Source organism: Streptomyces sp. Wb2n-11, from assembly GCF_001049855.1.
GTDB classification, from domain to species: domain Bacteria; phylum Actinomycetota; class Actinomycetes; order Streptomycetales; family Streptomycetaceae; genus Streptomyces; species Streptomyces altiplanensis.
On record NZ_CVPB01000001.1, the window covers coordinates 3885578 to 3905049 of the forward strand.

The 19472-nt window shown below is 72.9% G+C and carries 20 protein-coding genes and 1 pseudogene; 11 read left to right on the forward strand and 10 right to left on the reverse strand.

The window, feature by feature from the left end:
• Nucleotides 1-107: 107 nt before the first annotated feature.
• Nucleotides 108-1571: an alanine/glycine:cation symporter family protein gene (locus tag BN1555_RS17795; protein WP_093800301.1), complete on the forward strand. Its 1464-nt coding sequence runs from the start codon at nt 108-110 to the stop codon at nt 1569-1571.
• Between the two features lie 135 nt (nt 1572-1706).
• Here BN1555_RS17795 and BN1555_RS17800 read toward each other — a convergent pair whose 3' ends face one another.
• The 3 genes from BN1555_RS17800 to BN1555_RS17810 all read right to left on the reverse strand — a co-directional run bounded on the left by BN1555_RS17800 (nt 1707) and on the right by BN1555_RS17810 (nt 3941).
• Nucleotides 1707-2603, reverse strand: coding sequence for a hypothetical protein (locus BN1555_RS17800; RefSeq protein WP_176710063.1), 897 nt, complete (start codon nt 2601-2603; stop codon nt 1707-1709).
• A gap of 236 nt (nt 2604-2839) precedes the next feature.
• On the reverse strand, nt 2840-3118 hold the full coding sequence (locus BN1555_RS17805) for a DUF397 domain-containing protein (RefSeq protein ID WP_093800302.1): 279 nt from the start codon (nt 3116-3118) through the stop codon (nt 2840-2842).
• The gene (locus BN1555_RS17810) at nt 3102-3941 is read right to left on the reverse strand and encodes a helix-turn-helix domain-containing protein (protein ID WP_093800303.1); all 840 of its coding nucleotides are present in this window, start codon (nt 3939-3941) and stop codon (nt 3102-3104) included. The genes BN1555_RS17805 and BN1555_RS17810 overlap by 17 nt, the downstream gene beginning before the upstream one ends.
• A 115-nt stretch (nt 3942-4056) precedes the next feature.
• On the opposite strand from BN1555_RS17810, the gene BN1555_RS17815 reads away from it, so the two are divergent.
• The 3 genes from BN1555_RS17815 to BN1555_RS17825 all read left to right on the forward strand — a co-directional run bounded on the left by BN1555_RS17815 (nt 4057) and on the right by BN1555_RS17825 (nt 4848).
• Entirely contained in the window at nt 4057-4272 is a 216-nt protein-coding gene (locus BN1555_RS17815) for a hypothetical protein (protein ID WP_093800304.1), read from the forward strand.
• 77 nt (nt 4273-4349) lie between these two features.
• A complete protein-coding gene (locus BN1555_RS40390; RefSeq protein WP_255306484.1) occupies nt 4350-4490 on the forward strand; it encodes a hypothetical protein in 141 nt (46 codons plus the stop codon).
• Between the two features lie 118 nt (nt 4491-4608).
• The gene (locus tag BN1555_RS17825; protein WP_093800306.1) at nt 4609-4848 is read left to right on the forward strand and encodes a hypothetical protein; all 240 of its coding nucleotides are present in this window, start codon (nt 4609-4611) and stop codon (nt 4846-4848) included.
• On the opposite strand, the gene BN1555_RS17830 is transcribed toward BN1555_RS17825, so the two are convergent.
• From BN1555_RS17830 to BN1555_RS17840, 3 genes are read right to left on the reverse strand one after another with little or no spacing between them, the layout of a single operon-like run.
• On the reverse strand, nt 4840-6369 hold the full coding sequence (locus BN1555_RS17830) for a PTS transporter subunit EIIC (RefSeq protein ID WP_093800307.1): 1530 nt from the start codon (nt 6367-6369) through the stop codon (nt 4840-4842). The two genes, BN1555_RS17825 and BN1555_RS17830, sit on opposite strands and share 9 nt — an antisense overlap.
• 48 nt (nt 6370-6417) lie before the next feature.
• Entirely contained in the window at nt 6418-7434 is a 1017-nt protein-coding gene (murQ, locus tag BN1555_RS17835; protein WP_093800308.1) for an N-acetylmuramic acid 6-phosphate etherase, read from the reverse strand.
• Nucleotides 7435-7471: 37 nt separating this feature from the next.
• Nucleotides 7472-8419, reverse strand: a complete 948-nt coding sequence (locus tag BN1555_RS17840) for a MurR/RpiR family transcriptional regulator (RefSeq protein WP_093800309.1) — start codon at nt 8417-8419, stop codon at nt 7472-7474.
• 75 nt (nt 8420-8494) lie between these two features.
• Between BN1555_RS17840 and BN1555_RS17845 the strand changes: the two genes are divergently transcribed.
• Both BN1555_RS17845 and BN1555_RS17850 read left to right on the forward strand, forming a co-directional pair.
• A complete protein-coding gene (locus BN1555_RS17845) occupies nt 8495-8854 on the forward strand; it encodes a hypothetical protein (protein ID WP_093800310.1) in 360 nt (119 codons plus the stop codon).
• Complete coding sequence (locus BN1555_RS17850; RefSeq protein ID WP_093800311.1) at nt 8851-9123, forward strand: DUF4031 domain-containing protein; 273 nt, start codon at nt 8851-8853, stop codon at nt 9121-9123. The genes BN1555_RS17845 and BN1555_RS17850 overlap by 4 nt, the downstream gene beginning before the upstream one ends.
• A gap of 45 nt (nt 9124-9168) precedes the next feature.
• Here the strand turns inward: BN1555_RS17850 and BN1555_RS17855 are convergent, their stop codons facing one another.
• Together BN1555_RS17855 and BN1555_RS17860 are read right to left on the reverse strand one after the other, a co-directional pair.
• A complete protein-coding gene (locus BN1555_RS17855) occupies nt 9169-10389 on the reverse strand; it encodes a Cmx/CmrA family chloramphenicol efflux MFS transporter (protein ID WP_093803472.1) in 1221 nt (406 codons plus the stop codon).
• A gap of 102 nt (nt 10390-10491) precedes the next feature.
• Nucleotides 10492-11169, reverse strand: a complete 678-nt coding sequence (locus BN1555_RS17860) for an HD domain-containing protein (protein ID WP_093800312.1) — start codon at nt 11167-11169, stop codon at nt 10492-10494.
• Between the two features lie 175 nt (nt 11170-11344).
• Here BN1555_RS17860 and BN1555_RS17865 point away from each other — a divergent pair, with 175 nt between their 5' ends.
• A complete protein-coding gene (locus BN1555_RS17865) occupies nt 11345-12034 on the forward strand; it encodes a copper homeostasis protein CutC (protein WP_093800313.1) in 690 nt (229 codons plus the stop codon).
• A gap of 221 nt (nt 12035-12255) precedes the next feature.
• Here the strand turns inward: BN1555_RS17865 and BN1555_RS17870 are convergent, their stop codons facing one another.
• The gene (locus BN1555_RS17870; RefSeq protein WP_255306431.1) at nt 12256-14289 is read right to left on the reverse strand and encodes a HelD family protein; all 2034 of its coding nucleotides are present in this window, start codon (nt 14287-14289) and stop codon (nt 12256-12258) included.
• Between the two features lie 360 nt (nt 14290-14649).
• Here BN1555_RS17870 and BN1555_RS17875 point away from each other — a divergent pair, with 360 nt between their 5' ends.
• The 3 genes from BN1555_RS17875 to BN1555_RS17885 all read left to right on the forward strand — a co-directional run bounded on the left by BN1555_RS17875 (nt 14650) and on the right by BN1555_RS17885 (nt 17090).
• Complete coding sequence (locus BN1555_RS17875; RefSeq protein ID WP_093800314.1) at nt 14650-14847, forward strand: hypothetical protein; 198 nt, start codon at nt 14650-14652, stop codon at nt 14845-14847.
• A 47-nt stretch (nt 14848-14894) separates the two neighbouring features.
• On the forward strand, nt 14895-16361 hold the full coding sequence (locus tag BN1555_RS17880) for a glycosyltransferase 87 family protein (RefSeq protein ID WP_255306073.1): 1467 nt from the start codon (nt 14895-14897) through the stop codon (nt 16359-16361).
• Nucleotides 16362-16469: 108 nt separating this feature from the next.
• On the forward strand, nt 16470-17090 hold the full coding sequence (locus BN1555_RS17885; RefSeq protein WP_093800315.1) for a flavodoxin family protein: 621 nt from the start codon (nt 16470-16472) through the stop codon (nt 17088-17090).
• 62 nt (nt 17091-17152) lie between these two features.
• Here the strand turns inward: BN1555_RS17885 and BN1555_RS17890 are convergent, their stop codons facing one another.
• Entirely contained in the window at nt 17153-18808 is a 1656-nt protein-coding gene (locus BN1555_RS17890) for a DNA repair helicase XPB (RefSeq protein ID WP_093800316.1), read from the reverse strand.
• 103 nt (nt 18809-18911) lie between these two features.
• Here BN1555_RS17890 and BN1555_RS17895 point away from each other — a divergent pair.
• Nucleotides 18912-19361: pseudogene (locus tag BN1555_RS17895) on the forward strand (VanZ family protein); the annotation flags it as partial.
• Nucleotides 19362-19472 lie beyond the last annotated feature (111 nt).

The window sequence follows — 19472 nt, forward strand, 5'->3', positions numbered from 1 at the left end:
TCCTGGGTAGCCTGCCGGGAGCTTTGTATGGAATGAATACTTCCACGGCCGGCCGCATACGTGCGCCGTCAGAGCCGAGCACTCCCGACTCCGAGGACACGTCACGTATGGACACGCTGGACTCCATGATCATGGACGTCAACGACGTCTTCTGGACCTATCTGCTGATCCCGCTCGTCGTGGGCGCGGGCCTGTGGTTCACCGTCAGGTCCAAGGTGGTGCAGGGCAGGCTCTTCCCCGAGATGCTGCGCGTCCTGGGCGACAAGACGGCTCCCGCCAAGGACGGCCGTAAGCAGGTCTCCTCCTTCGGCGCCTTCACCATCTCCGCCGCCGCGCGCGTCGGCACCGGCAACATCGCCGGTGTCGCCACCGCCATCACCCTGGGCGGCGCGGGCGCCGTCTTCTGGATGTGGGTGATGGCGTTCATCGGCGCCGCTTCGGCGTTCGTCGAATCGACGCTCGCCCAGCTCTACAAGGTGCAGGACAAGGACGGCACGTACCGGGGCGGACCCGCGTACTACATGGAGCGCGCGCTCAAGAAGCGCTGGCTCGGTGTGCTCTTCGCCGTCACCATCACGCTGACCTTCGGTTTCGTCTTCAACGCGGTGCAGGCCAACACCATCACCGCCGTGGCAGGCGCCTCCTTCTCCGCCGACGACACCTCCTGGTTCGCGCCGGTGACCGGCATCGGGCTCGCCGTGCTGCTGGCCCTGGCCGTCTTCGGCGGCGTACGCCGGATCAGCTCCGTCACCCAGGTCCTCGTGCCGGTGATGGCCGTGCTCTACCTGGTGCTCGGTCTGATCGTCGTCGTCCTGAACATCGGTGACGTGCCGCGCGTCTTCGCCGACATCATCGGCGGCGCCCTCGGCTTCCGCGAGGTGGCGGGCGGCGCCATCGGCATGGCGATCCAGCAGGGCATCCGCCGCGGCATGTTCTCCAACGAGGCGGGTCTCGGTTCGGCCCCGAACGCCGGCGCCACCGCCGAGGTCTCCCACCCGGTCAAGCAGGGCCTGGTCCAGTCGCTGGGCGTCTACTTCGACACCCTGCTGATCTGCTCGATGACCGCCTTCATCATCCTGACGACCAACCCGGAACTGGCCGGTGCCCGCCAGGGCGCGGACCTCACCCAGACCGCGCTCACCGAGACGCTGGGCGGCTGGGCCGGGCACGTGCTGACGCTGGTCGTCTTCATGCTGGCCTTCAGCTCCATGATCGGCAATTACTACTACGGCGAGTCCAACATCGAGTTCATGACGGACAAGAAGTGGGTCCTGCCGGGGTACCGCGCGCTCGTCCTGGTCGTGGTCTTCCTCGGTGCGCTCGGTTCGGTGAGTGTGGTGTGGAACCTCGCCGACGTCTTCATGGGCTTCATGGCACTGGTCAACCTGGTGGCGATCCTGCCGCTGTCGGTGATCGCGTTCCGGCTGCTCGACGACTACGTGGCGCAGCGCCGCCAGGGCCTGAACCCGGTCTTCACCAAGAGCCGGATGCCGGACCTCGACGGGGTGGAGTGCTGGGACGCGCCGCCGTCGCACCCGGCGCCGGAGAAGGAGCCCGCCGGTCGCGGCTGACGGCTGACGATTGACAGTACGAGGGCGGTGCCTCCGGGGAAGGGGCGCCGCCCTCGGGCGTTGTCGGCTTCGATGGGCGAAGTCCTCGAGCTTCTCGCCATCGTGCCCGGCTTTTGGCGCGGGTGAGCTGAACGGTCACCTGCGGGCCCTCTCGGGCGGGCGGGCCGCCGCTGCTCGCACCCTGGCCGCGTGGGCGCGCACCTCGGACGCGGGCAGGCCGCTGCCCGGCGGGCGCGCAGGCTCGTCGCGGCACACCCGGCACAGGCCGCCGGCCAGGGCTTCCGGGCGGCCCGGCACACGGCATTCCGTGCACTCCAGCATGCGCAGGGGCGGGCGGGCGGCCGTCTGCCCGGGCTGGGGCTCGGGTGCCCGCTGCGGCGGCAGCTTCCCCAGCCGGACACGGGCGATCGCGGGCGGACTGTGGACCGGCCGGGGCAGGCCGCCGGTCAGCGCGTGCACCAGCTCGGCCTCGGTGGCGCCACGGGTCAGCCAGTCGGCGGCCAGGGTCTCCAGCGCGACGCAGTCGGCCTCCGAGAGCGACATCGCGGGCTCGGTGCGGCCCAGCGAGGCGAGGATGCCGTACGCCCGGCTGCGCGGACGGGGCCGGCGCGGCTGAGCGGGGCGGGGCGTGCCGGGGGCGTTGCCGCCGCCCTGGAACGCGGCCCACCAGGCGTCGTCCCTGGCCGTGCGGGAGAAGAACGTACGGGTGACCCAGCGGCGGCTGCCCGTCCGGTCGGTGACGGCCTCCTTGCCCAGGCGCAGATGACCGGCTTCCGAGAGGCGGCGGAGGGCCGTGCGTACGGCGCACTGGCCGTAGTCCGGCAGGACCTTGGCCAGCGTCTTCACGGAGATGTCCGCGCCCTCGGGGAGCCGGTCGATGTACCCGGCGATGGACGCCTCGCGGCGGGGGAGGTGGGCGAAGTCGCCGTCGTGGGGGCGGCGTTGCTCGGGGGCGCTGCGCTTTCCGTACCCCGGATTGGCCAGGGGATGTGCGGGCGCGGGCAGGGCAGGATTAAGCTGGCTTGCAGCCATGGGATCGCCTCGTTCGATCTTGTTGGTTAAGCCCTCGTCGGTGCGGACACACCGGCGGGGGCTGTTCGTTATGCGGTTATGGGGGCACGCTAGACCGCCGCGACGCGTTGTGGCAAGCCGGTCACGGAAGGTCACGCGCGGTGGTGCGGGCGGGAGTTGGGGCGGGTGGTTGGTGTTACCCACCACCCCGTCCACTGAAAAGGGCTCGGACTCCGGGGCTTGAGCCCCGGGCCGAGTCAGGCAGCTGTGACCTGCCCGTTCTTCACGCCGGTGACGAACGCGGACCAGGCCCCGGCCCGGAACACGAGCGCCGGGCCGAGCAGGTCTTTCGAGTCCCGGACGGGGACGATGCCGGGGTGGCCGTCGGCTACTTCGAGGCAGTCGCCGCCGTCTCCGCCGCTGTACGTGGACTTGCGCCAGGTGGCGATCTCCAGGCAGTTGCCGCCGCTGCCGTCGCTGTAGCTGGACTTGTGCCAGGTCGCCGTGGACAGGTCGTACTCAGGGGTGATCTCCATGCGCGTAATCCTCCGCCACTGAATCGATCAGAGCCAGGGATTCCTTGGGTGACAGCGCCATGGCCCCAATCAGATCGTAGGCCAGTTGGTGGCGGGCGACCGTGGCCGGATCGTCCTCCAGCCGCCCTGTACCCGGGCCTTCGAGGTAGGCGAGCGGGGGTGCGTCGTCGAAGGCCATCAGCTTGAGGGCGCCGCCCATCGCCGCGTGCGCGCCCGCCTCGAACGGCAGCACCTGCACGATGACCCGGTGGCGCCGGACCATCGCCGTCACATGGCGCAGTGCCTCCGCCGTCTCGGCGGGCTCGCCGACCTTGCGGCGCAGTACCGCCTCGTCCAGGACCGTCCACAACAACGGCTTTGCTGGATCGTCGAGCAGGTGCGCGCGCTCCAGCCTCGCCGCCACCAGTTCGTCGATGACCGCCTCCGTCGCCGTCGGCTGGTACGCGCGGAAGATCGCCCTCGCGTACGCCTCCGTCTGCAACAGGCCCGGGATCAGCAGCGGCGCGTACTCCTTGATCGCCGTCGCGATCGCTTCCGCCTCGGCCGCTTCCGCGAAGTGGTCCGGGTACTTCGACTTCGTGGACGCCTTGCAGTTCCGCTCGAAGAAGCCGGCCGTGCCCAGGACTTCGTCTATCTTCACCGCGTACTCCGGCATCATCCGGCGCGTGCCCGCCTCCAATTGGCCGATGAACGAGCCGCTCACGAACAGCGGCTGGCCCAGCTCCTCCTGCGTGAGGCCGGCCTTCTCGCGGGCGTGGCGCAGTTCCGCGCCGAGCAGGGCCCTGGGGGAGGAAGACGGGTCGAGGCCCTTGGGTCCGGGCATGGCAACTCCCTGTCCGACATGCGGTGTTGTTGGCCGCTGTTACTGGTCAGGCTAGTGCGCTTTCGGCCACTCTGTGTGAGGAAAGCTAATACACAGCGTGCGGAGGTGCCTGGTCATGGTGGTGCGGTCGTCGGAGCGGTTGCGGGCTGCGGAAGAGGTGGTGGCCCAGTTGCGGGAGGGACTGGAGGTGGTGTCGGTGACGCTGCCGTCGTTGCGGGTGGACGTGGTGTCGCTGGCGAGCGAGGCGCCGTACCCGCTGGTGGACCTGGGGCGGTGCAACCTCGACACGGCGATGAGGCTCGCCGCCGTCCTGCACGGGCTCAAGCCGTGACGGTCGGCGGGCCGCCGGAGCCGGGGACGTACGCCGTGGATGTCCGGGACGGGCGGGTGGGGAGGGTGATGGGGCAGGTGGGGACGTATGTACAGCTGCGGCCGCCGGGTGGGGGCCGGGAGTGGGACTGCCCGCCGGAGGACGTGCGCCCGGCTCCGCCGGGGGAGGTGCTGAGGGTGCGGGTGCGGGAGATCAACGCGGCGGGGCGGCTGCCGTGAGGCGCGGCCGTGCCGGGGGCGGGTGGGAGCGTAATGGCATGAGGCTTCCGGCCGGCGCGAGCACGACGACACCGCCGGGCTGTGGACCGCCGTCGACGACGGGACCAGGACCCTGACCATGACGGCGGAGACGTCCGACGAGGCGAGTGCCCTGGTGGAGGAGGTTTTCGTGCTGTCTTCTCACCGGCCGAAACCGCCGCCTCCGCCCGGGTGGCGCCGCTTCGAACTGATTCACCGCTCGGTTGAAGGCTTCGGCTGCTTCGGCCTGGAGGGTGAGCGGCCCGCGCCGCGTCTGCTGGTCGCGGTCGCGGTCGCGGTCGCGGTCGCGGAACTGTGCGCCGATGCGTGCTTACGGTGACCGGGGTCCTCCGGCGCGGGGCAGGACGGCCGGGACCGGGCCCTGGGCCGGGGTGCCCGGGGCCGGCCGGGGCGTCGCGGGTTCGTCCGTGGAGACGTTGAGGTCGGTCAGCATCTGCCGGGTGAAACCGAAGTAGTACGTCGCCAGGAAGCCCGCGATGTAGCCGGCGACCAGGCCGGCGGCGTAGACCGCGGCGACCGCGGCCAGGCTCTTGTCACCGTCGAGGAGGGGGAACAGGGCCCAGCCGGACGGGCCGATGGCCGTTGAGCCCACCGAGTCGCCGAGCTGGTTGAGCAGGCCCACGACGCCGCCGCCGAAGGCGCCGCCGACGCACGCGGTGACGAAGGGGCGGCCCAGGGGGAGCGAGACGCCGTAGATCAGGGGCTCGCCCACGCCCAGGAAACCGGGCGCGATCGCGGACCTGATGGTGCGGCGGATCGAGGTGTTGCGGGGGAGGCGGAGATAGACCGCGGCGGCCGCGCCGACCTGGCCCGCGCCCGCCATGGCGAGGATCGGCAGGAGGACGGTGAAGCCCTGCTGCTCGATGAGGGTGGCGTGGATCGGGATCAGGGCCTGGTGCAGGCCCAGCATCACGAGGGGGAGGAACAGGCCACCGAGGACGAAGCCGGCGGCCACGCCGCCGGTGGACAGCAGCCAGCCGGCGAAGTCGCCGATGGCCGTGGAGATCTCACCGGCCACGAACATCAGGCCGAAGACGGTGACGAGGCCGGAGACCAGGACCGTGAGGGTGGGGGTGACCAGGACGTCCAGGGACTCCGGGACCCAGCGGCGGCACCATTTCTCGACGTACACCCCGAGGACCGCCGCGCCGAGCGCGCCCAGTACGCCGCCCTGGCCCGGGGAGAGCGACTGGCCGAAGACGTCGGCTTCGGCGACGCCCGGGAAGACGATGATCGCGGCGACCGCGCCGCCCAGGATCGGCGTACCGCCGAACTCCTTCGCCGTGTTCAGGCCCACGAAGACCGCGATCAGCGCCATGAAGCCGGTCGCGATGGCGGCGAGGGCGGGGGTGACGGCGGGGAGCCAGCCCAGGTTGATGAGCAGGCCGTTGAGGCCGGCGATGATGCCGCAGCCGATCAGGGCCGGGATCAGCGGGACGAAGATGTTCGCGATCCTGCGCAGGAACAGCTTGAAGGGGGTGGCGTTCTTCGCCTTCTGCCGGTCCTTGATCGCGGCGCCCTGTGCGGCCAGTTCGTCGGCGGTGGGGGTGGGGGCGGCCGTGGGGACGGGGGCGGCCGCTCGTTCCTCCGCCACCAGGGCCTCGAACTCCGGGGTGACCCGGGCGACCGCGCCCGGCCCGAGCACGATCTGGTACGTGTCGTCCTCGACCACGCCCATGACGGCGGACAGGGCCTTCAGTTCCTCGTCCCGGACGAGGGTGCGGTCGCGCAGGCCCAGGCGGAGCCGGGTCATGCAGTGGGCGATGGAGGTGACGTTCCCCGCGCCTCCGACGAGCGGAAGGATCGCGGCGGCGGTGGCGCGGTTCTTGGGTTCGGTCATGGTGCGGGTGCCTTGCTGTGCGGGAGGGGGGAGGAGGTGCGGGGTGGTTCAGGTGGTACGGGCGGCCCGGAGGGCGGCGCGGAGGTGGCCCTGCGCTTCGTCGAGCAGGGCGGCGGAGGAGGGGCCGTCGACTCCGGAGAGGAGGACGAGGATGGCGTTCTTGACCTCGCCGTCGGTGGCGGCGAGCGCGGCCTCGATCTCCGCGTCCTGCGCGCCGGTGGCCAGGGCGACGATGCGGCGGGAGCGGGCGCGCAGCTTCTCGTTGGAGGCGCGGACGTCGACCATGAGGTTTCCGTACGTCTTGCCGAGCCGGATCATCGTGATGGTCGAGATCATGTTGAGGACGAGCTTCTGGGCCGTGCCCGCCTTGAGGCGGGTGGAGCCCGTGAGGAGCTCGGGGCCCACGACGACCTCCAGGCCGTGCTCGGCGGCGGCCGCGAGCGCGCTGTCCGCGTTGCAGGACAGCCCGATGGTGAGGGCCCCCGCGGCGCGGGCGTGCTCGACGGCGCCGATGGCGTAGGGGGTGCGGCCGGAGGCCGAGATGCCGACGACGGTGTCGTCCGGGGTGAGGGCGAGGGCGTCCAGGTCCGCCGCCGCCAGTTCCCTGGAGTCCTCCGCGCCCTCGACGGCCTTGACCATCGCGGTCGGGCCGCCCGCGATCAGGCCGACGACCTCGGACGGGTCGGTGTTGAAGGTGGGCGGGCACTCGCTCGCGTCCAGCACGCCGAGCCGCCCGGCCGTGCCGGCGCCCGCGTAGATCAGCCGGCCGCCGCGGGCCATCCGCTCGGCGGTGGCGTCGATGGCCGCGGCGATCCGGGGGAGCTGGGCGGCGACGGCCTCGGGGACGGTGCGGTCCTCGCCGTTCATGATGCGGGCGATCTCGGCCGTCGGGAGCCGGTCGATGTCGGCGAGCTCGGGGCGGAACGCCTCGGTGGTGAGGGTGGCGAGCTGGGCGCGCAGTTCGCCGTAGGTGCGGGAATCCCCGGGGGAGGCTGTGTCCCGGGAGGCCGTGCCCCGGGAGTCCGTGGCCGGGGTGGAGTTCGCGTTCGCGCTGGTGGAGGTCATGAGGAAGGCGGCTCTTTCTCGTCGTACAGGCTGGCTTCTAGCGGGTGCTGCCGCGCGGGGTGTGGCGGTGCGCGAGGGCCTCGTAGGAGGCGGCGAGGGCGGGGGCGGCCGTGTCGTACGTGCGCTGGGCCACGCCTATGAACAGGCAGTCCACGACGAGGAGCTGACTCGTACGGCTGGACATGGCGGCCGGGCGCAGTTCGCTCTCGCGGGCGGTCGAGGTGGTGAGGACGTGGTCGGCGTACTGCGACACGGGCCCGTCCGGGCGGCCCGTGATCGCGACCGTCGTCGCTCCCCGGTCGAAGGCGACGCGGAGGGGTTCTATGACGTCACCGGTCGATCCCGAGTGCGTGATGGCCACGGCCACGTCGCCGGAGCGCAGCTGCACGGCGTTGGTGACGGCCAGGTGCGGGTCGGTGTGCGCGTGCGCGATGAGACCGATGCGCAGCAGCTTCTGGGCGAGGTCCATGCCGACGAGGGAGGAGGCGCCGACGCCGTAGATGTCGATGCGGCGGGCCCCGGCGAGGGCGGTGACGGCGGCGCCGAGCTGGACGGTGTCCAGGCCGGCGGCGGTGTCGGCGAGGGTCTGCTGCTCGTCGTACGCCAGCTTGGTGACGACGTCGGCGATCGGGTCGTCGACCGCGATGTCGGCGGTCACGGCGGGCGCCCGGCCCGACTGCTGCTGGGCGGCGAGCCCGGCGAGCGCGAGGCGCAGGTCGCGGTAGCCGGGGTAGCCGAGGAGGCGTGCGGTACGGACGACGGTGGCCTCGCTGGTGCCGGTGAGCTCGGCGAGACCGGTGACCGTGAGGGCGGAGCAGCCGGCCGGGTCGGCCGCGACGGCCTCGGCGACGCGCTGCATGGAGCGGGTCATGGACGGGGCGAGGGTCCGTACCTTGGCGGCCAGGGCGGCGGGCGCGGGCGGGGCGGAGCCGCTGCCGGTGGTGCCGGCGGCCCCGGTGAAAATTTCCTTCACTTCATTGGTCACTCTTGAAAGATATTTTCGAGCCAGTGGGCCGTCAACCCCACGTCCGCCCTGTACGGGGCGCGGGACAATGGCTCCATGGAACCCCTCGCGTCCCCGCTCGAACAGGCCCTGCACGTCGCCCGCGCCCTGGTCATGGCCGACCTCACGGCCCGTGACGTGGCTCAGGCGGACGTCGTGTCGATGGTCGAGGACGCGGTCGCGCAACGCCGGTGGTGGGTGGAGCAGTGGCCGGAGGGCGCGGCGTACGTGACGGGGCTGATAGCCCAGGACGTGCAGGACGCGCTTCTGGAGCGGTACGGCCGCTGGCCGCTCTGCCCGGTCTGCGCGGACGGGGAACCGCACGCCCTGGAGGTCGAGCCGGAGCTGGGGGCCGACCCGCACTGGGTGTGCACGAAGGCGGCCGTCATGGTGGCGCCGGTCGGCGGCCTGACGTGACGGTCTACATCGACCCGCCGACCTGGCCGGGGCACGGCCGCATGTGGTCGCACCTGGTGAGCGACGTCTCGTACGAGGAACTGCACGCGTTCGCGGCCGCCATCGGGTGCCCGGCGCGGGCGTTCGAGCGCGATCACTACGACGTGCCGGACGTGCGGTACGCGGACGCGGTGGCGGCGGGGGCGGTGGAGGTCGGCTCGAAGGAGCTGGTGCGCCGGCTCACCGCGGCGGGGCTGCGGCGGCCGAAGGGGCGGCCGGCGCCGGAGTGACCCCCGGAGGGCGTCCGGGGGCCGGGGCCGGGTGCGGGGATGCGCTCAGGCGCCGGTGCGCTGCGTCGCGGCCGTGTCCGGGGCCGGCGCGGGCGCCGACGCCGCGATCAGGCGTGAGCCGCCTCCGCGGTGGAGCCGCAGCGAGAACGCCACCGCCACCAGTGCCAGTACCGTCATCGCCGCGCCCGCCCACGCCGTCGAGGAGAAGCCGAAGCCCGCGTCGATCACCGTGCCGCCGAGCCAGGGGCCGCCCGTGTTGCCCAGGTTGAACGCGGCCGTCGTGGTCGCGCCCGCCAGGGTGGGGGCCGCGCCGGCGACGTTGAACATCCGGGCGTTGAGCGCGGGCGCCGTGTAGAACGTCGAGAGGCCGAGCAGGAACGACACCGCCACCGCCACCACCGCGTCCGAAGCGAAGAGGGCCAGTACGGCCAGGAAGACCGTCGAGGCCGCGACACCGCTGATCAGTACGCCGAAGAGGTGCGCGTCGGCGACCCGGCCGCCGATGGCCGTACCCACCAGCGCGCCGATCCCGAACAGGGCCAGGACCGTCGGCACCCAGCCCGCGTCGAGGCCCGCCACGTCCGTCAGCAGCGGCGCGAGGTAGCTGAAGGCGCAGAAGACGCCGCCCGCCGCGAGTGCCGTGATGGTGATCGCGAGCCAGACCTGGCCGTCACGGTAGATCGCCAGCTCCCGCTTGAGCTGCGGCTTCCGGGCGGGCAGCGGGATGCGCGGGATCAGCGTCACGACACCCACCAGCGCGACGGCCGAGGCGGCGCCCACCGCCCAGAACGCCGACCGCCAGCCGAAGTGCTCGCCGAGGAACGCTCCGGCGGGCACGCCGAGCACGTTCGCGATGCTCAGGCCGCCGATCATGACGGCCATCGCCCGGGCCCGGTGGTTCACCGGCACCATCGCGATGGCGACCGCCGCCCCCACCGCCCAGAACCCGGCGCACGCGAAGGCGCTCACGACGCGCGAGGCGAAGAGCAGCTCGTACGTCGGGGCCAGCGCGCCGGCGACCTGCCCGAGGCCGAAGACCGTGATCAGGGTGATCAGGGTCGTACGACGGGGGAGGCCCAGTGTGGCCACGGCCAGCAGGGGTGCGCCGATCACCATGCCGATGGCGAAGGCCGAGATCAGCAGTCCGGCCTGGGGGATGGACACGCCCATGTCGTCGGCGATCGGTGGCAGCAGCCCGGAGAGCATGAACTCGCTCGTTCCGAGGGCGAAGACCGCCATCCCGAGTATGTACACGGCCAGGGGCATGCGGGTGCGGCGATCGGCGGAGTCAGGCATGACAGTTGAAAACACCACTGTCGCCGCCCGCATTCCCGCCGGTGGTTCCGGCGGCTTCGTCGGCACCCCGGCTCAGGCGGTGAGGAGGTCCAGCTCCGTCGTCAGGTTCTGCCGCGCCCGCGCCTCCCACTGCGCTCGCCCGTGCGGCGTGCGGAACAGCGTGGGCAGCGCCAGGAGCTGCCGGAGCACCGCGGCGCGGCCCTCGTGGAACGTGTCGTCGGGGACGAAGCCGTACTCCTCGCGCACCGCCGCGGCGTAGGCGGCGTACGGCGCCGGGGGCGCGGCCAGGATCGCCAGGTCCGCGTCGCACAGGGCCTCGCCGTTGGTGTCGCCCGGGGCGGGGTCGTGGCCGGCGGTGAGGCGGACCAGACGGGCGACTTCGGCCGTACGGGCGTCGTCGAGACCCAGCTCGGACAGGGCGCGCTCGGCGAGTACGGCGCTGCGCTCCTCGTTCTCGGAGCGGTCGGGGCGGTAGACCGCGTCGTGGAACCAGGCGGCGAGGCGGACCGCGACCGGGTCGTCGGCGTGGGCGGCGAGCGTGTCGAGGTGGCCGAGGACCGCGACCAGGTGGTCGGTGGAGTGGTAGCGGCGCTGCGGTTCGGCCCAGCGGGCGAGGAGGTTCTCGGCGTACGGGCGAGGGTCGGCGGCCCGATCGTCGTCTTCGGCGGGGACGGTGTCCAGCCAGCGGCGGACCAGGTCGTCGTGCGCGGGGTGCCGGTCGTCGGCGGGGGTGGCGGCCGTGGCGTTCATGCCCCCCATTCTGCCGTCGGGCGCGCCGGTCCAGGAGGGGCCCGGCCCGTTCCCGCGGTGTCCCCGTGGTCTTCACCGGCGCGCGCTGATGCGTTGGCGGGGCGTGGGCCCTAGGGTGGATATTGGACTAGACCTGTAGTCGTCGTTTTCCCGAGTTCCCGAGGAATGGGGTCCCATGAGCAACCGTGCAGTCCTGGAGGTGATCGCCCTCGACGCGCAGGACGCGATCGCCGCCCAGTCCGGAGGGGCGGACCGGCTGGAGCTGGTCACCGACATGGCGGCGGACGGCCTGACCCCGTCCCGCGAGACCTTCGGACGCATCCGCGCGGCGGTGGACATCCCGCTGCGCGTGATGCTGCGGCTGACGCACGGATTCGCCGCGGGGGACGTCGACGCGCTGGTGCGGGCGGCGCGGGGGGTGCGCGCGGAGGGGGCCGACGAGTTCGTGCTGGGCTTCCTCGACGCGGACGGGAACCCCGACCTGGTCGCGGTCGAGCGGGTCGTGGCGGAGATCGAGGGGTGCCGCTGGACGTTCCACCGGGCGATCGACCGCGCGGCGGACCGCGACGCGCTGCGCAAGCGGCTCGCGGAACTGCCCGGCCTGGACGCGTACCTGACCGCCGGCGCGGCGGAGGGGGTCGACGCGGGCCTGCCGGTGCTCGTGGCGGAGGCGGCGCGGCGCGGCACACCGGGGTACGAGCCGCAGATCCTGGTCGGGGGCGGCCTGCGCCTCGACCACCTGCCGGAGCTCCGGGCGGCGGGCATCGACGCCTTCCACATCGGCGGGGCGGCGCGGCCGGGGGGCTGGACGGGCCCGGTGTCGGCGGAGGCGGTGCGGACCTGGCGGGCGACGCTGGACGCGTAGGGGGGGCGGGGTGCGGGTGCAGGGTGCGGCGCCGCTGCGCGGAGCTGTTCCCCTGCCCGCCCCTTCCCGAACCGGGGCCCCGCCCGGGCCCCGGTTCGGGAACGCCGGACAGGCTGAAAGCTGCCGCACGGACACAGTCGGCGCAGTCATGTCAAGCCCGTCCGGCGATGGAGGACACGCCCGGAGGGCGTCCGGGGTCCGAGCCCGGAGCGGAGACCCGGTCAGCCGAGGGCCGGTGGGAGCGGGGCCCGGTGGACGATGGTGAGGCCCGACACCGCTCGGGTCAGGGCCACGTACAGCCGCCTCAGCCCCGTCCGCTCGTCCGGCTCGCCCTCCACCACCGCCGCCGGCTCGTCCAGCACCACGTAGTCGTACTCCAGGCCCTTCGCCAGCGACGTCGGCACCAGCGTCAGCCGCGCCCGCGCCGTCGTCTCCTCGCCGGGGGAGAGGTACGCGTGGCCCGCCGCGGCAAGGGCCGCCGCCAGTTCCGGGATGCGCGCGTCCGCGGCGATCAGTCCCGTCGAGCCCTCGTGGCGCAGCGCCTCGGCGCAGGCCGACACCACCGCCTCGGACACCACCGCACCGGACTCCACCCGCCGCACCGACAGCGAGCCGGGGCTCTCCCGCACGGACGACACCGGCGCCAGCCCCGGCGAGATCGACGGCAGCAGCCGCGACGCGTACGCGATGACGTCGCGCGGCACCCGGAAGCCCGCCGTCAGTTCCTCGACCGCCGCGTCCGGTTTGCCCAGGTGCCGCAACGCCTCGGACCAGCTCGCGGTGGCCCACGGCGTCGTGCCCTGCGCCAGGTCGCCCAGTACCGTCGCCGAGCCCGTCGTGCAGCGGCGGCCCACCGCGCGGTACTGCATCGGCGACAGGTCCTGGGCCTCGTCGAGTACGACATGGCCGAGCGAGTGCGTACGCGAGACCAGGTCGCCGGCCTCGTCGATGAGCACCGCGTCCGCCGCCGACCACTTCGCCGACTTCACGCTCCTCGGCGGCTTCGGCCACAGGATCGTCTTCTGCTCGTCGGCGCTCAGCAGCCCTTCGGCGTGCTCCGCCAGGAATTCCGCGTCCGACAGCAGCCGCAGGACCAGCTTCGCCGGGTCCACCGCCGGCCAGACCGCCTTGACGGCCGCCTTCACCGCCGGATTGCGGGCCACCGTGTCCTGCACCCGGTCGTCGGGGGCCTCGCCCGCCTCCTCCATCCGTACGAGTACCGCGTGGGCGATGCGCTGCGGCAGCGCGTCGTGGGCGGCGCCGTAACGGATGTCGCGGGCCAGCAGCTCGGTCACGATCTTTTCCAGTTCGTAGGCCGGGATCCGCCAGCGGCGCGAGCCGCGCACCACGACCACCGGCTCGGCGGGAACGGTGACGTGCGAGCGCAGCGCCCGCCGCAGGACCTCCGCCATCCGCGCGTCGCCCTTGATCACCGCGGCGTCCGCCCCGTCCGCGCCGCGCACCTCGGCGTGCGGCGCCACCAGGTCGTCGACCGTGGCCTGCTTGACCTCCAGCTCGCCCAGCGCGGGCAGGACCTGCTCGATGTAGTGGAGGAAGGACTTGTTCGGGCCGATGACCAGCGTGCCGGTCCTGGCCAGCCGCTCGCGGTGCGCGTAGAGGAGGTACGCGACCCGGTGCAGGCCCACCGCCGTCTTCCCGGTCCCCGGCCCTCCCTGCACGCAGACGCTGCCGGACAGGCCCGACCGTACGATCTCGTCCTGTTCGGGCTGGATCGTCGCCACGATGTCCCGCATCGGGCCGACGCGCGGGCGCTCGATCTCCGCCTGGAGCAGCTTGCTGGTCCGCTCCCCGGACTCCGCCGGGTCGCAGAGGTGCTCGTCCTCGTACGCCGTGAGCTCGCCGCCCGTGTAACCGAAGCGGCGGCGCAGCCCGACGTCCAGCGGGTCCTTCCGGGACGCGCGGTAGAAGGGCTGGGAGACGGGCGCGCGCCAGTCGATGACCATCGGGTCGCCGTCCGCGTCGTGGACGTGGCGCCGGCCGATGTAGAAGCGCTCGCCCTCCGCGCCCTCGGCCCGCTCCGCGCCGACCGTGTGGAGGTAGTCGAGGCGGCCGAAGAAGAGCGGGGTGTGGGAGAGGTCGGCCAGCGACTTGATGCGTTCGTCGATCTGGGCGCCGAGGACGGCGGCGTTCACCCAGTTGGCGGTGACATCGCGGATGTCGAGGGCCTCGGCGTCCTCGCGCATGGCGCGCAGCGCGGCGCGCGAGGCGGTGAGGTGGGCACGCTCACGGCTCAGTGGATCGGTTCCGGGGCCGGAACCGGGCGCGGGCGCGGGCTTGGTTCCGGGCTCGGTCTCGGGGGTGGGGGCATGGCTGGGACTGGGCGCGGACACGGTGTTGCCTCCGGGGGGATCGCGACGTGGGCCGGCCGGTTTCCGTCCGGGCGGCGGCGCTCCACGGAGGGAGGCGGGAAGACCGGGGAGTGTAGCCGCGGTACCGCGCCGCGGGCCAATGGATTTCCCCCTCGGGCGGCGGCTCCCGGAACCGGCCGTCAGGGCGGGGTCGGGGTCGTAGGGGGACCTCAGGAGGAGGGCGGGGACGCGGAGTTCAGCCCGTAGACCGTTGTGCGCAGAATGTCCGGACCTCATCCTGGAGGTATGGCTTCAGCAACCTTCACCCCAGGCCCCTCCGCCCACCACGCCCGCCCCGCCGGTGCGACCGCCACGGGCGCCGCCCCCCACCCCGGCCACCGGATCGGTGACGCCCTGCGCGCCGTCAAGGTCTTCGTGGGCGCCGCGTTCGGCGTGGCCGTCCTCGGCGAGTACGCACAGGAGGCGGGTGTGAAGCGCCGCTGACCACGTGGCTCCGCGGGTCCGCCCGCCGATCCACTAGGGTCGCGGCCGTGGAACTCCGCAGCGTGACATCCCGATCACCGGGCGTACCGGCCCGGACGCCCGCCGGCGTCAACGGCATCACCGGCGTCCTGCTCGCCGTGTCGCTGGCCGCGCTGGGCGCGCTGGGCGTACTCCAGCACATCCCCATGGTCGACGCCCTCGTCTACCGGGCGGAAGGCGCGGCGGTCGCGAACGGCACCGATCTGTACGGGTTCACCGTCACCCAGTGGCAACTGCCCGCCACCTACCCGCCGTTCGCCGCGATCCTCTTCGTGCCGACCACCTGGCTGCCGCTGGGCGGCCTCAAGATCGCCTTCGCCGCGGGCAACGCCGCGCTCCTCGCGCTCCTCGTCCACCTCTCCTGCCGGTTCGCCCGGCTCCCCGCCACGCCCGCCCTCGTTCTCGCGGCCACCGCGGTCGGCCTGTGGCTCGAACCGGTCTTCCAGACCCTCCTCTTCGGCCAGATCAACCTCGCCCTCGCCTGTCTCGTCCTGTGGGACCTGACCCGTACGGACGACGCGATCGGCAAGGGCTTCGCGCTCGGTGTCGCGGCGGGCGTCAAGCTGACGCCCGCGATCTTCATCGTGTACCTGCTGCTGACGGGGCGGGTGCGCGCCGGCCTCACCGCCCTCGCGTCGCTGACCGGCACGGCCCTGCTCGGCGCGCTCGTACTGCCGCACGCCAGCGTCGACTTCTGGACCCGCAGGCTCTTCGAGACCGGCCGGGTCGGCAAGGCGTGGATCGTCGACAACCAGTCGCTGCAAGGGATGCTGGCCCGCGTCCTGCACACCCCGGAGCCGGGCCCGGTGTGGCTCGCGGCAGCGGCGGGCGTCGCGGTGGCGGGGCTGTGGGCCGCGCGCCGGGCGGTGGTCGTGGCGGGCCGCGAACCGTGGGGCGTGCTGGCCGCCGCCGCGACGGGACTGCTGGTCTCGCCGATCAGCTGGTCCCACCACTGGGTGTGGTGCGTGCCGGTGCTCGCGGTGCTCGCCGCCGAGGGGCGGTGGAGGGCGGCCGGAGCGGTGGCCGTCGCCTTCACGGCGCGCACGCTGTGGCTGGTGCCGCACGACGGGGCGCTGGATCTCCGGCTCCCGTGGTGGCAGCAGCCGCTCGCGTCCCCGTACCCGCTGCTGGGGCTGGCCCTGCTGGTCTACGCGGCGACGAGGCCGGCGCGGGCCCGGCGGGCCCCGTCCCTCCCGTGCTCCGTCCCTGCCCGCGGTGGGGCGGGCGGCCCGGCCGCCTGGCTTCCCGCGCCCCCGGGCGGGCCGGAATCCCGTCCGGGGGCGGACGGGGCCGTCGGACGGGACGGAATCGCCCGGGCGGGCAAGGCGGGCAAGGTGCGCACGGCAGGCAGGGCGGGTGTGGCGGGCGCGGCAGGCGCGGCGGGAGTGATGGGCGCGGCAGGCGCGGCGGGCGCGGCGGGAGTGACGGGCGAACGGGGCCGACGGGACGAAGCGGCCTGCCATCGGCCGGAATAGCTCCGGAAGAAGGGGAGTTGGAAGCGGGGACTCACCGATTCCCCCGGGCCGCGGCCGGCTTCACGCCCCTTCGGCGGTCGCGTCCAGGGGGCCGAGACCGGAGCAGACATGACCACCGAAACGCCCCGCGGCACGGACCGTTCGTTCCTCTTCGTCCTCGGCAGCTCCCGCCCCGACGGCAACACCGAGATCCTCGCGCGGGCCGCCGCCGAGCAGCTGCCCGCCGGTGTCCCGCAGCGCTGGGTGGACCTGGCCGGGCTGCCATTGCCCGACTTCCAGGACGGACGGCACGAGACCGACACCTGGCCCGCCGGGGAGAACGAGGAGACGCTGCGGCAGGCCACGCTGGAGGCCACCGACATCGTCCTCGCCTCGCCCCTGTACTGGTACACCCTCTCCGCGCAGACCAAGCGCTACCTCGACTACTGGTCGGGCTGGCTGGTGGACCCCGCCTCGGACTTCAAGGAGCGGATGGCCGGCCGGACCCTGTGGGGGGTGACGGTCATGGCGGACGACGACGAGGCCGTCGCCGACGGGCTGACGACCACCCTCAACCACTCGGCGGCGTACCTGCGGATGCGGTTCGGCGGGGTGCTGTTCGGCAACGGCTCCCGGCCCGGTCAGGTCCGGAACGACGAGCGGGCGGCGATCCGCGCCAAGACGTTCTTCCAGCGCGAGGCCCCGCTCGCCCGGTTCCCCCACGAGGAGGAGGCCGGGCGGCAGCGGTAGCCGGACCGGGCCCGAGACCGGGTCGCGGACCCGGGGCCCGCGATCCGGGCCCCGGGTCCGCGTTACGGCGTGGTGCCGTCGTCCGCCATCAGCTCGTCCGCGTCCACGATCCGGTACGCGTAACCCTGCTCCGCCAGGAACCGCTGGCGGTGCGCCGCGAAGTCCTGGTCGATCGTGTCGCGCGCGACCACCGAGTAGAAGTGGGCCTGGTGGCCGTCCGACTTCGGCCGCAGGACCCGGCCCAGACGCTGCGCCTCCTCCTGACGCGACCCGAACGTGCCCGACACCTGGATGGCGACCGTCGCCTCCGGCAGGTCGATCGAGAAGTTCGCGACCTTCGACACGACGAGCACACTGATCTCGCCCTGCCGGAACGCGTCGAAGAGCTTCTCGCGCTGCGCGTTCGACGTCTCGCCCTTGATGACCGGTGCGTCCAGGTGCTCGCCCAGCTCGTCGAGCTGGTCGATGTACTGGCCGATGACGAGGATCTGCTGGCCGGCGAACTTCCGTACCAGCGCCTCCGTCACCTTCCGCTTGGTCGCGGTCGTCGCGCAGAACCGATACTTCTCCTCCGCCTCGGCCGTCGCGTAGGCCAGCCGCTCGCCGTCGGTGAGGTTGACCCGTACCTCGACGCAGTCGGCGGGCGCGATGTAGCCCTGCGCCTCGATCTCCTTCCACGGGGCGTCGAAACGCTTCGGGCCGATGAGGGAGAAGACGTCCGACTCGCGGCCGTCCTCGCGCACGAGCGTCGCCGTCAGACCCAGGCGCCGCCGTGCCTGGAGGTCGGCCGTGAACTTGAAGACGGGTGCGGGCAGCAGGTGCACCTCGTCGTACACGATCAGGCCCCAGTCGCGGGAGTCGAAGAGCTCCAGGTGCGGGTAGACGCCCTTCCGCTTCGTCGTCAGGACCTGGTACGTCGCGATGGTGACCGGCCGGATCTCCTTGCGCGTACCGCTGTACTCGCCGATCTCGTCCTCGGTCAGCGACGTGCGCTTCACCAGCTCGTGCTTCCACTGGCGGGCCGAGACGGTGTTCGTGACCAGGATCAGGGTCGTCGCCTTGGCCCGTGCCATCGCGCCCGCGCCGACCAGCGTCTTGCCCGCGCCGCAGGGCAGGACCACGACGCCCGAGCCGCCGTGCCAGAAGCCCTCGACGGCCTGCTTCTGGTACGGGCGCAGCGCCCAGCCGTCCTCCGCGAGGTCGATCGCGTGGGCCTCACCGTCGACGTAACCCGCGAGGTCCTCGGCCGGCCAGCCCAGCTTGAGCAGCGTCTGCTTGATCTGCCCGCGCTCGGAGGGGTGCACGGCGACCGTGTCCGCGTCGATCCGGGCGCCGACCAGCGGCTGGACCTTCTTCGAGCGGAGGATCTCCTCCAGCACCGGGCGGTCGGTGGTCGTCAGGACGAGACCGTGCACGGGGTGCTTGGAGAGGGTCAGACGGCCGTAGCGGGCCATCGTCTCGGCGACGTCGACGAGCAGCGCGTGCGGGACCGGGTAGCGGGAGAACTCGACGAGCGCGTCGACGACCTGCTCGGCGTCGTGCCCGGCGGCCCGCGCGTTCCACAGACCGAGCGGCGTCACCCGGTAGGTGTGGATGTGCTCGGGGGCGCGCTCCAGCTCGGCGAAGGGCGCGATGGCACGGCGGCAGGCGTCGGCGCGCTCGTGGTCGACTTCCAGGAGCAGGGTCTTGTCACTCTGGACGATGAGGGGTCCGTTCACGCGGGTTTCGGCCCTTTCTGCGGCAGGTCGGCCCGTACGGCCAAACGTCCAGTGTGCCGTACCGCGTGCGATACGGGTCGGGAGCGCGGGTAGACGGATGTCCATGACAGCTGAAGCGGAACCCCGTGTCCCCTGGTGGCGGACGGTACTGCGGGCCCTCGCGGTGGTCGTGGCCTTCGTCGGTCTCATCCTGTTCTCGGCCGTACTGGCACGGCTGACGCTCGCTCCCTCGCAGGCCTCGGAAGACCTGGTCACCACCAATCTGACGCCCGGCGCCTCACTGCGGCAGTACGCCGAGGACTACACCTTCCTCGCCGCGTGCAAGCAGATCGGCGGCAACCTGCTGCTGGGCATGCCCTTCGGGCTGCTGCTGCCGGTGCTCGTGCCGCGCTCGCTGCGGCTGCTGCGCGTGGTGGTCCTCACGGTGGTGGTGATGGTGCTGGTGGAGCTGGCGCAGGGCGCGATGGTCACGGGCCGGGCGTTCGACGTCGACGACGTGATCCTCAATACGACGGGCGCGCTCATCGGCTACTTCCTCCTCGGCCGCAGGATCGGCCGGGCGGTGCGTGTGCGGCGTGCGCCGCGCGGGCGGGAGGAGACGGTGCCTTCGGGCCAGTGACCGCGCGGGGGCGGGTCCGGCTTCCGCCGCGTTCCAGGGCGCCGC

What these genes read in the sequence shown, in the direction of transcription:
- BN1555_RS17795 (WP_093800301.1), top strand. Translation starts at nt 108, where the DNA reads ATGGACACGCTGGACTCCATGATCATGGACGTCAACGACGTCTTCTGG.
- BN1555_RS17800 (WP_176710063.1), bottom strand. Translation starts at nt 2,603, where the DNA reads ATGGCTGCAAGCCAGCTTAATCCTGCCCTGCCCGCGCCCGCACATCCC.
- BN1555_RS17805 (WP_093800302.1), bottom strand. Translation starts at nt 3,118, where the DNA reads ATGGAGATCACCCCTGAGTACGACCTGTCCACGGCGACCTGGCACAAG.
- BN1555_RS17810 (WP_093800303.1), bottom strand. Translation starts at nt 3,941, where the DNA reads ATGCCCGGACCCAAGGGCCTCGACCCGTCTTCCTCCCCCAGGGCCCTG.
- BN1555_RS17815 (WP_093800304.1), top strand. Translation starts at nt 4,057, where the DNA reads ATGGTGGTGCGGTCGTCGGAGCGGTTGCGGGCTGCGGAAGAGGTGGTG.
- BN1555_RS17825 (WP_093800306.1), top strand. Translation starts at nt 4,609, where the DNA reads ATGACGGCGGAGACGTCCGACGAGGCGAGTGCCCTGGTGGAGGAGGTT.
- BN1555_RS17830 (WP_093800307.1), bottom strand. Translation starts at nt 6,369, where the DNA reads ATGACCGAACCCAAGAACCGCGCCACCGCCGCCGCGATCCTTCCGCTC.
- murQ (WP_093800308.1), bottom strand. Translation starts at nt 7,434, where the DNA reads ATGACCTCCACCAGCGCGAACGCGAACTCCACCCCGGCCACGGACTCC.
- BN1555_RS17845 (WP_093800310.1), top strand. Translation starts at nt 8,495, where the DNA reads ATGGAACCCCTCGCGTCCCCGCTCGAACAGGCCCTGCACGTCGCCCGC.
- BN1555_RS17855 (WP_093803472.1), bottom strand. Translation starts at nt 10,389, where the DNA reads ATGCCCCTGGCCGTGTACATACTCGGGATGGCGGTCTTCGCCCTCGGA.
- BN1555_RS17860 (WP_093800312.1), bottom strand. Translation starts at nt 11,169, where the DNA reads ATGAACGCCACGGCCGCCACCCCCGCCGACGACCGGCACCCCGCGCAC.
- BN1555_RS17865 (WP_093800313.1), top strand. Translation starts at nt 11,345, where the DNA reads ATGAGCAACCGTGCAGTCCTGGAGGTGATCGCCCTCGACGCGCAGGAC.
- BN1555_RS17875 (WP_093800314.1), top strand. Translation starts at nt 14,650, where the DNA reads ATGGCTTCAGCAACCTTCACCCCAGGCCCCTCCGCCCACCACGCCCGC.
- BN1555_RS17885 (WP_093800315.1), top strand. Translation starts at nt 16,470, where the DNA reads ATGACCACCGAAACGCCCCGCGGCACGGACCGTTCGTTCCTCTTCGTC.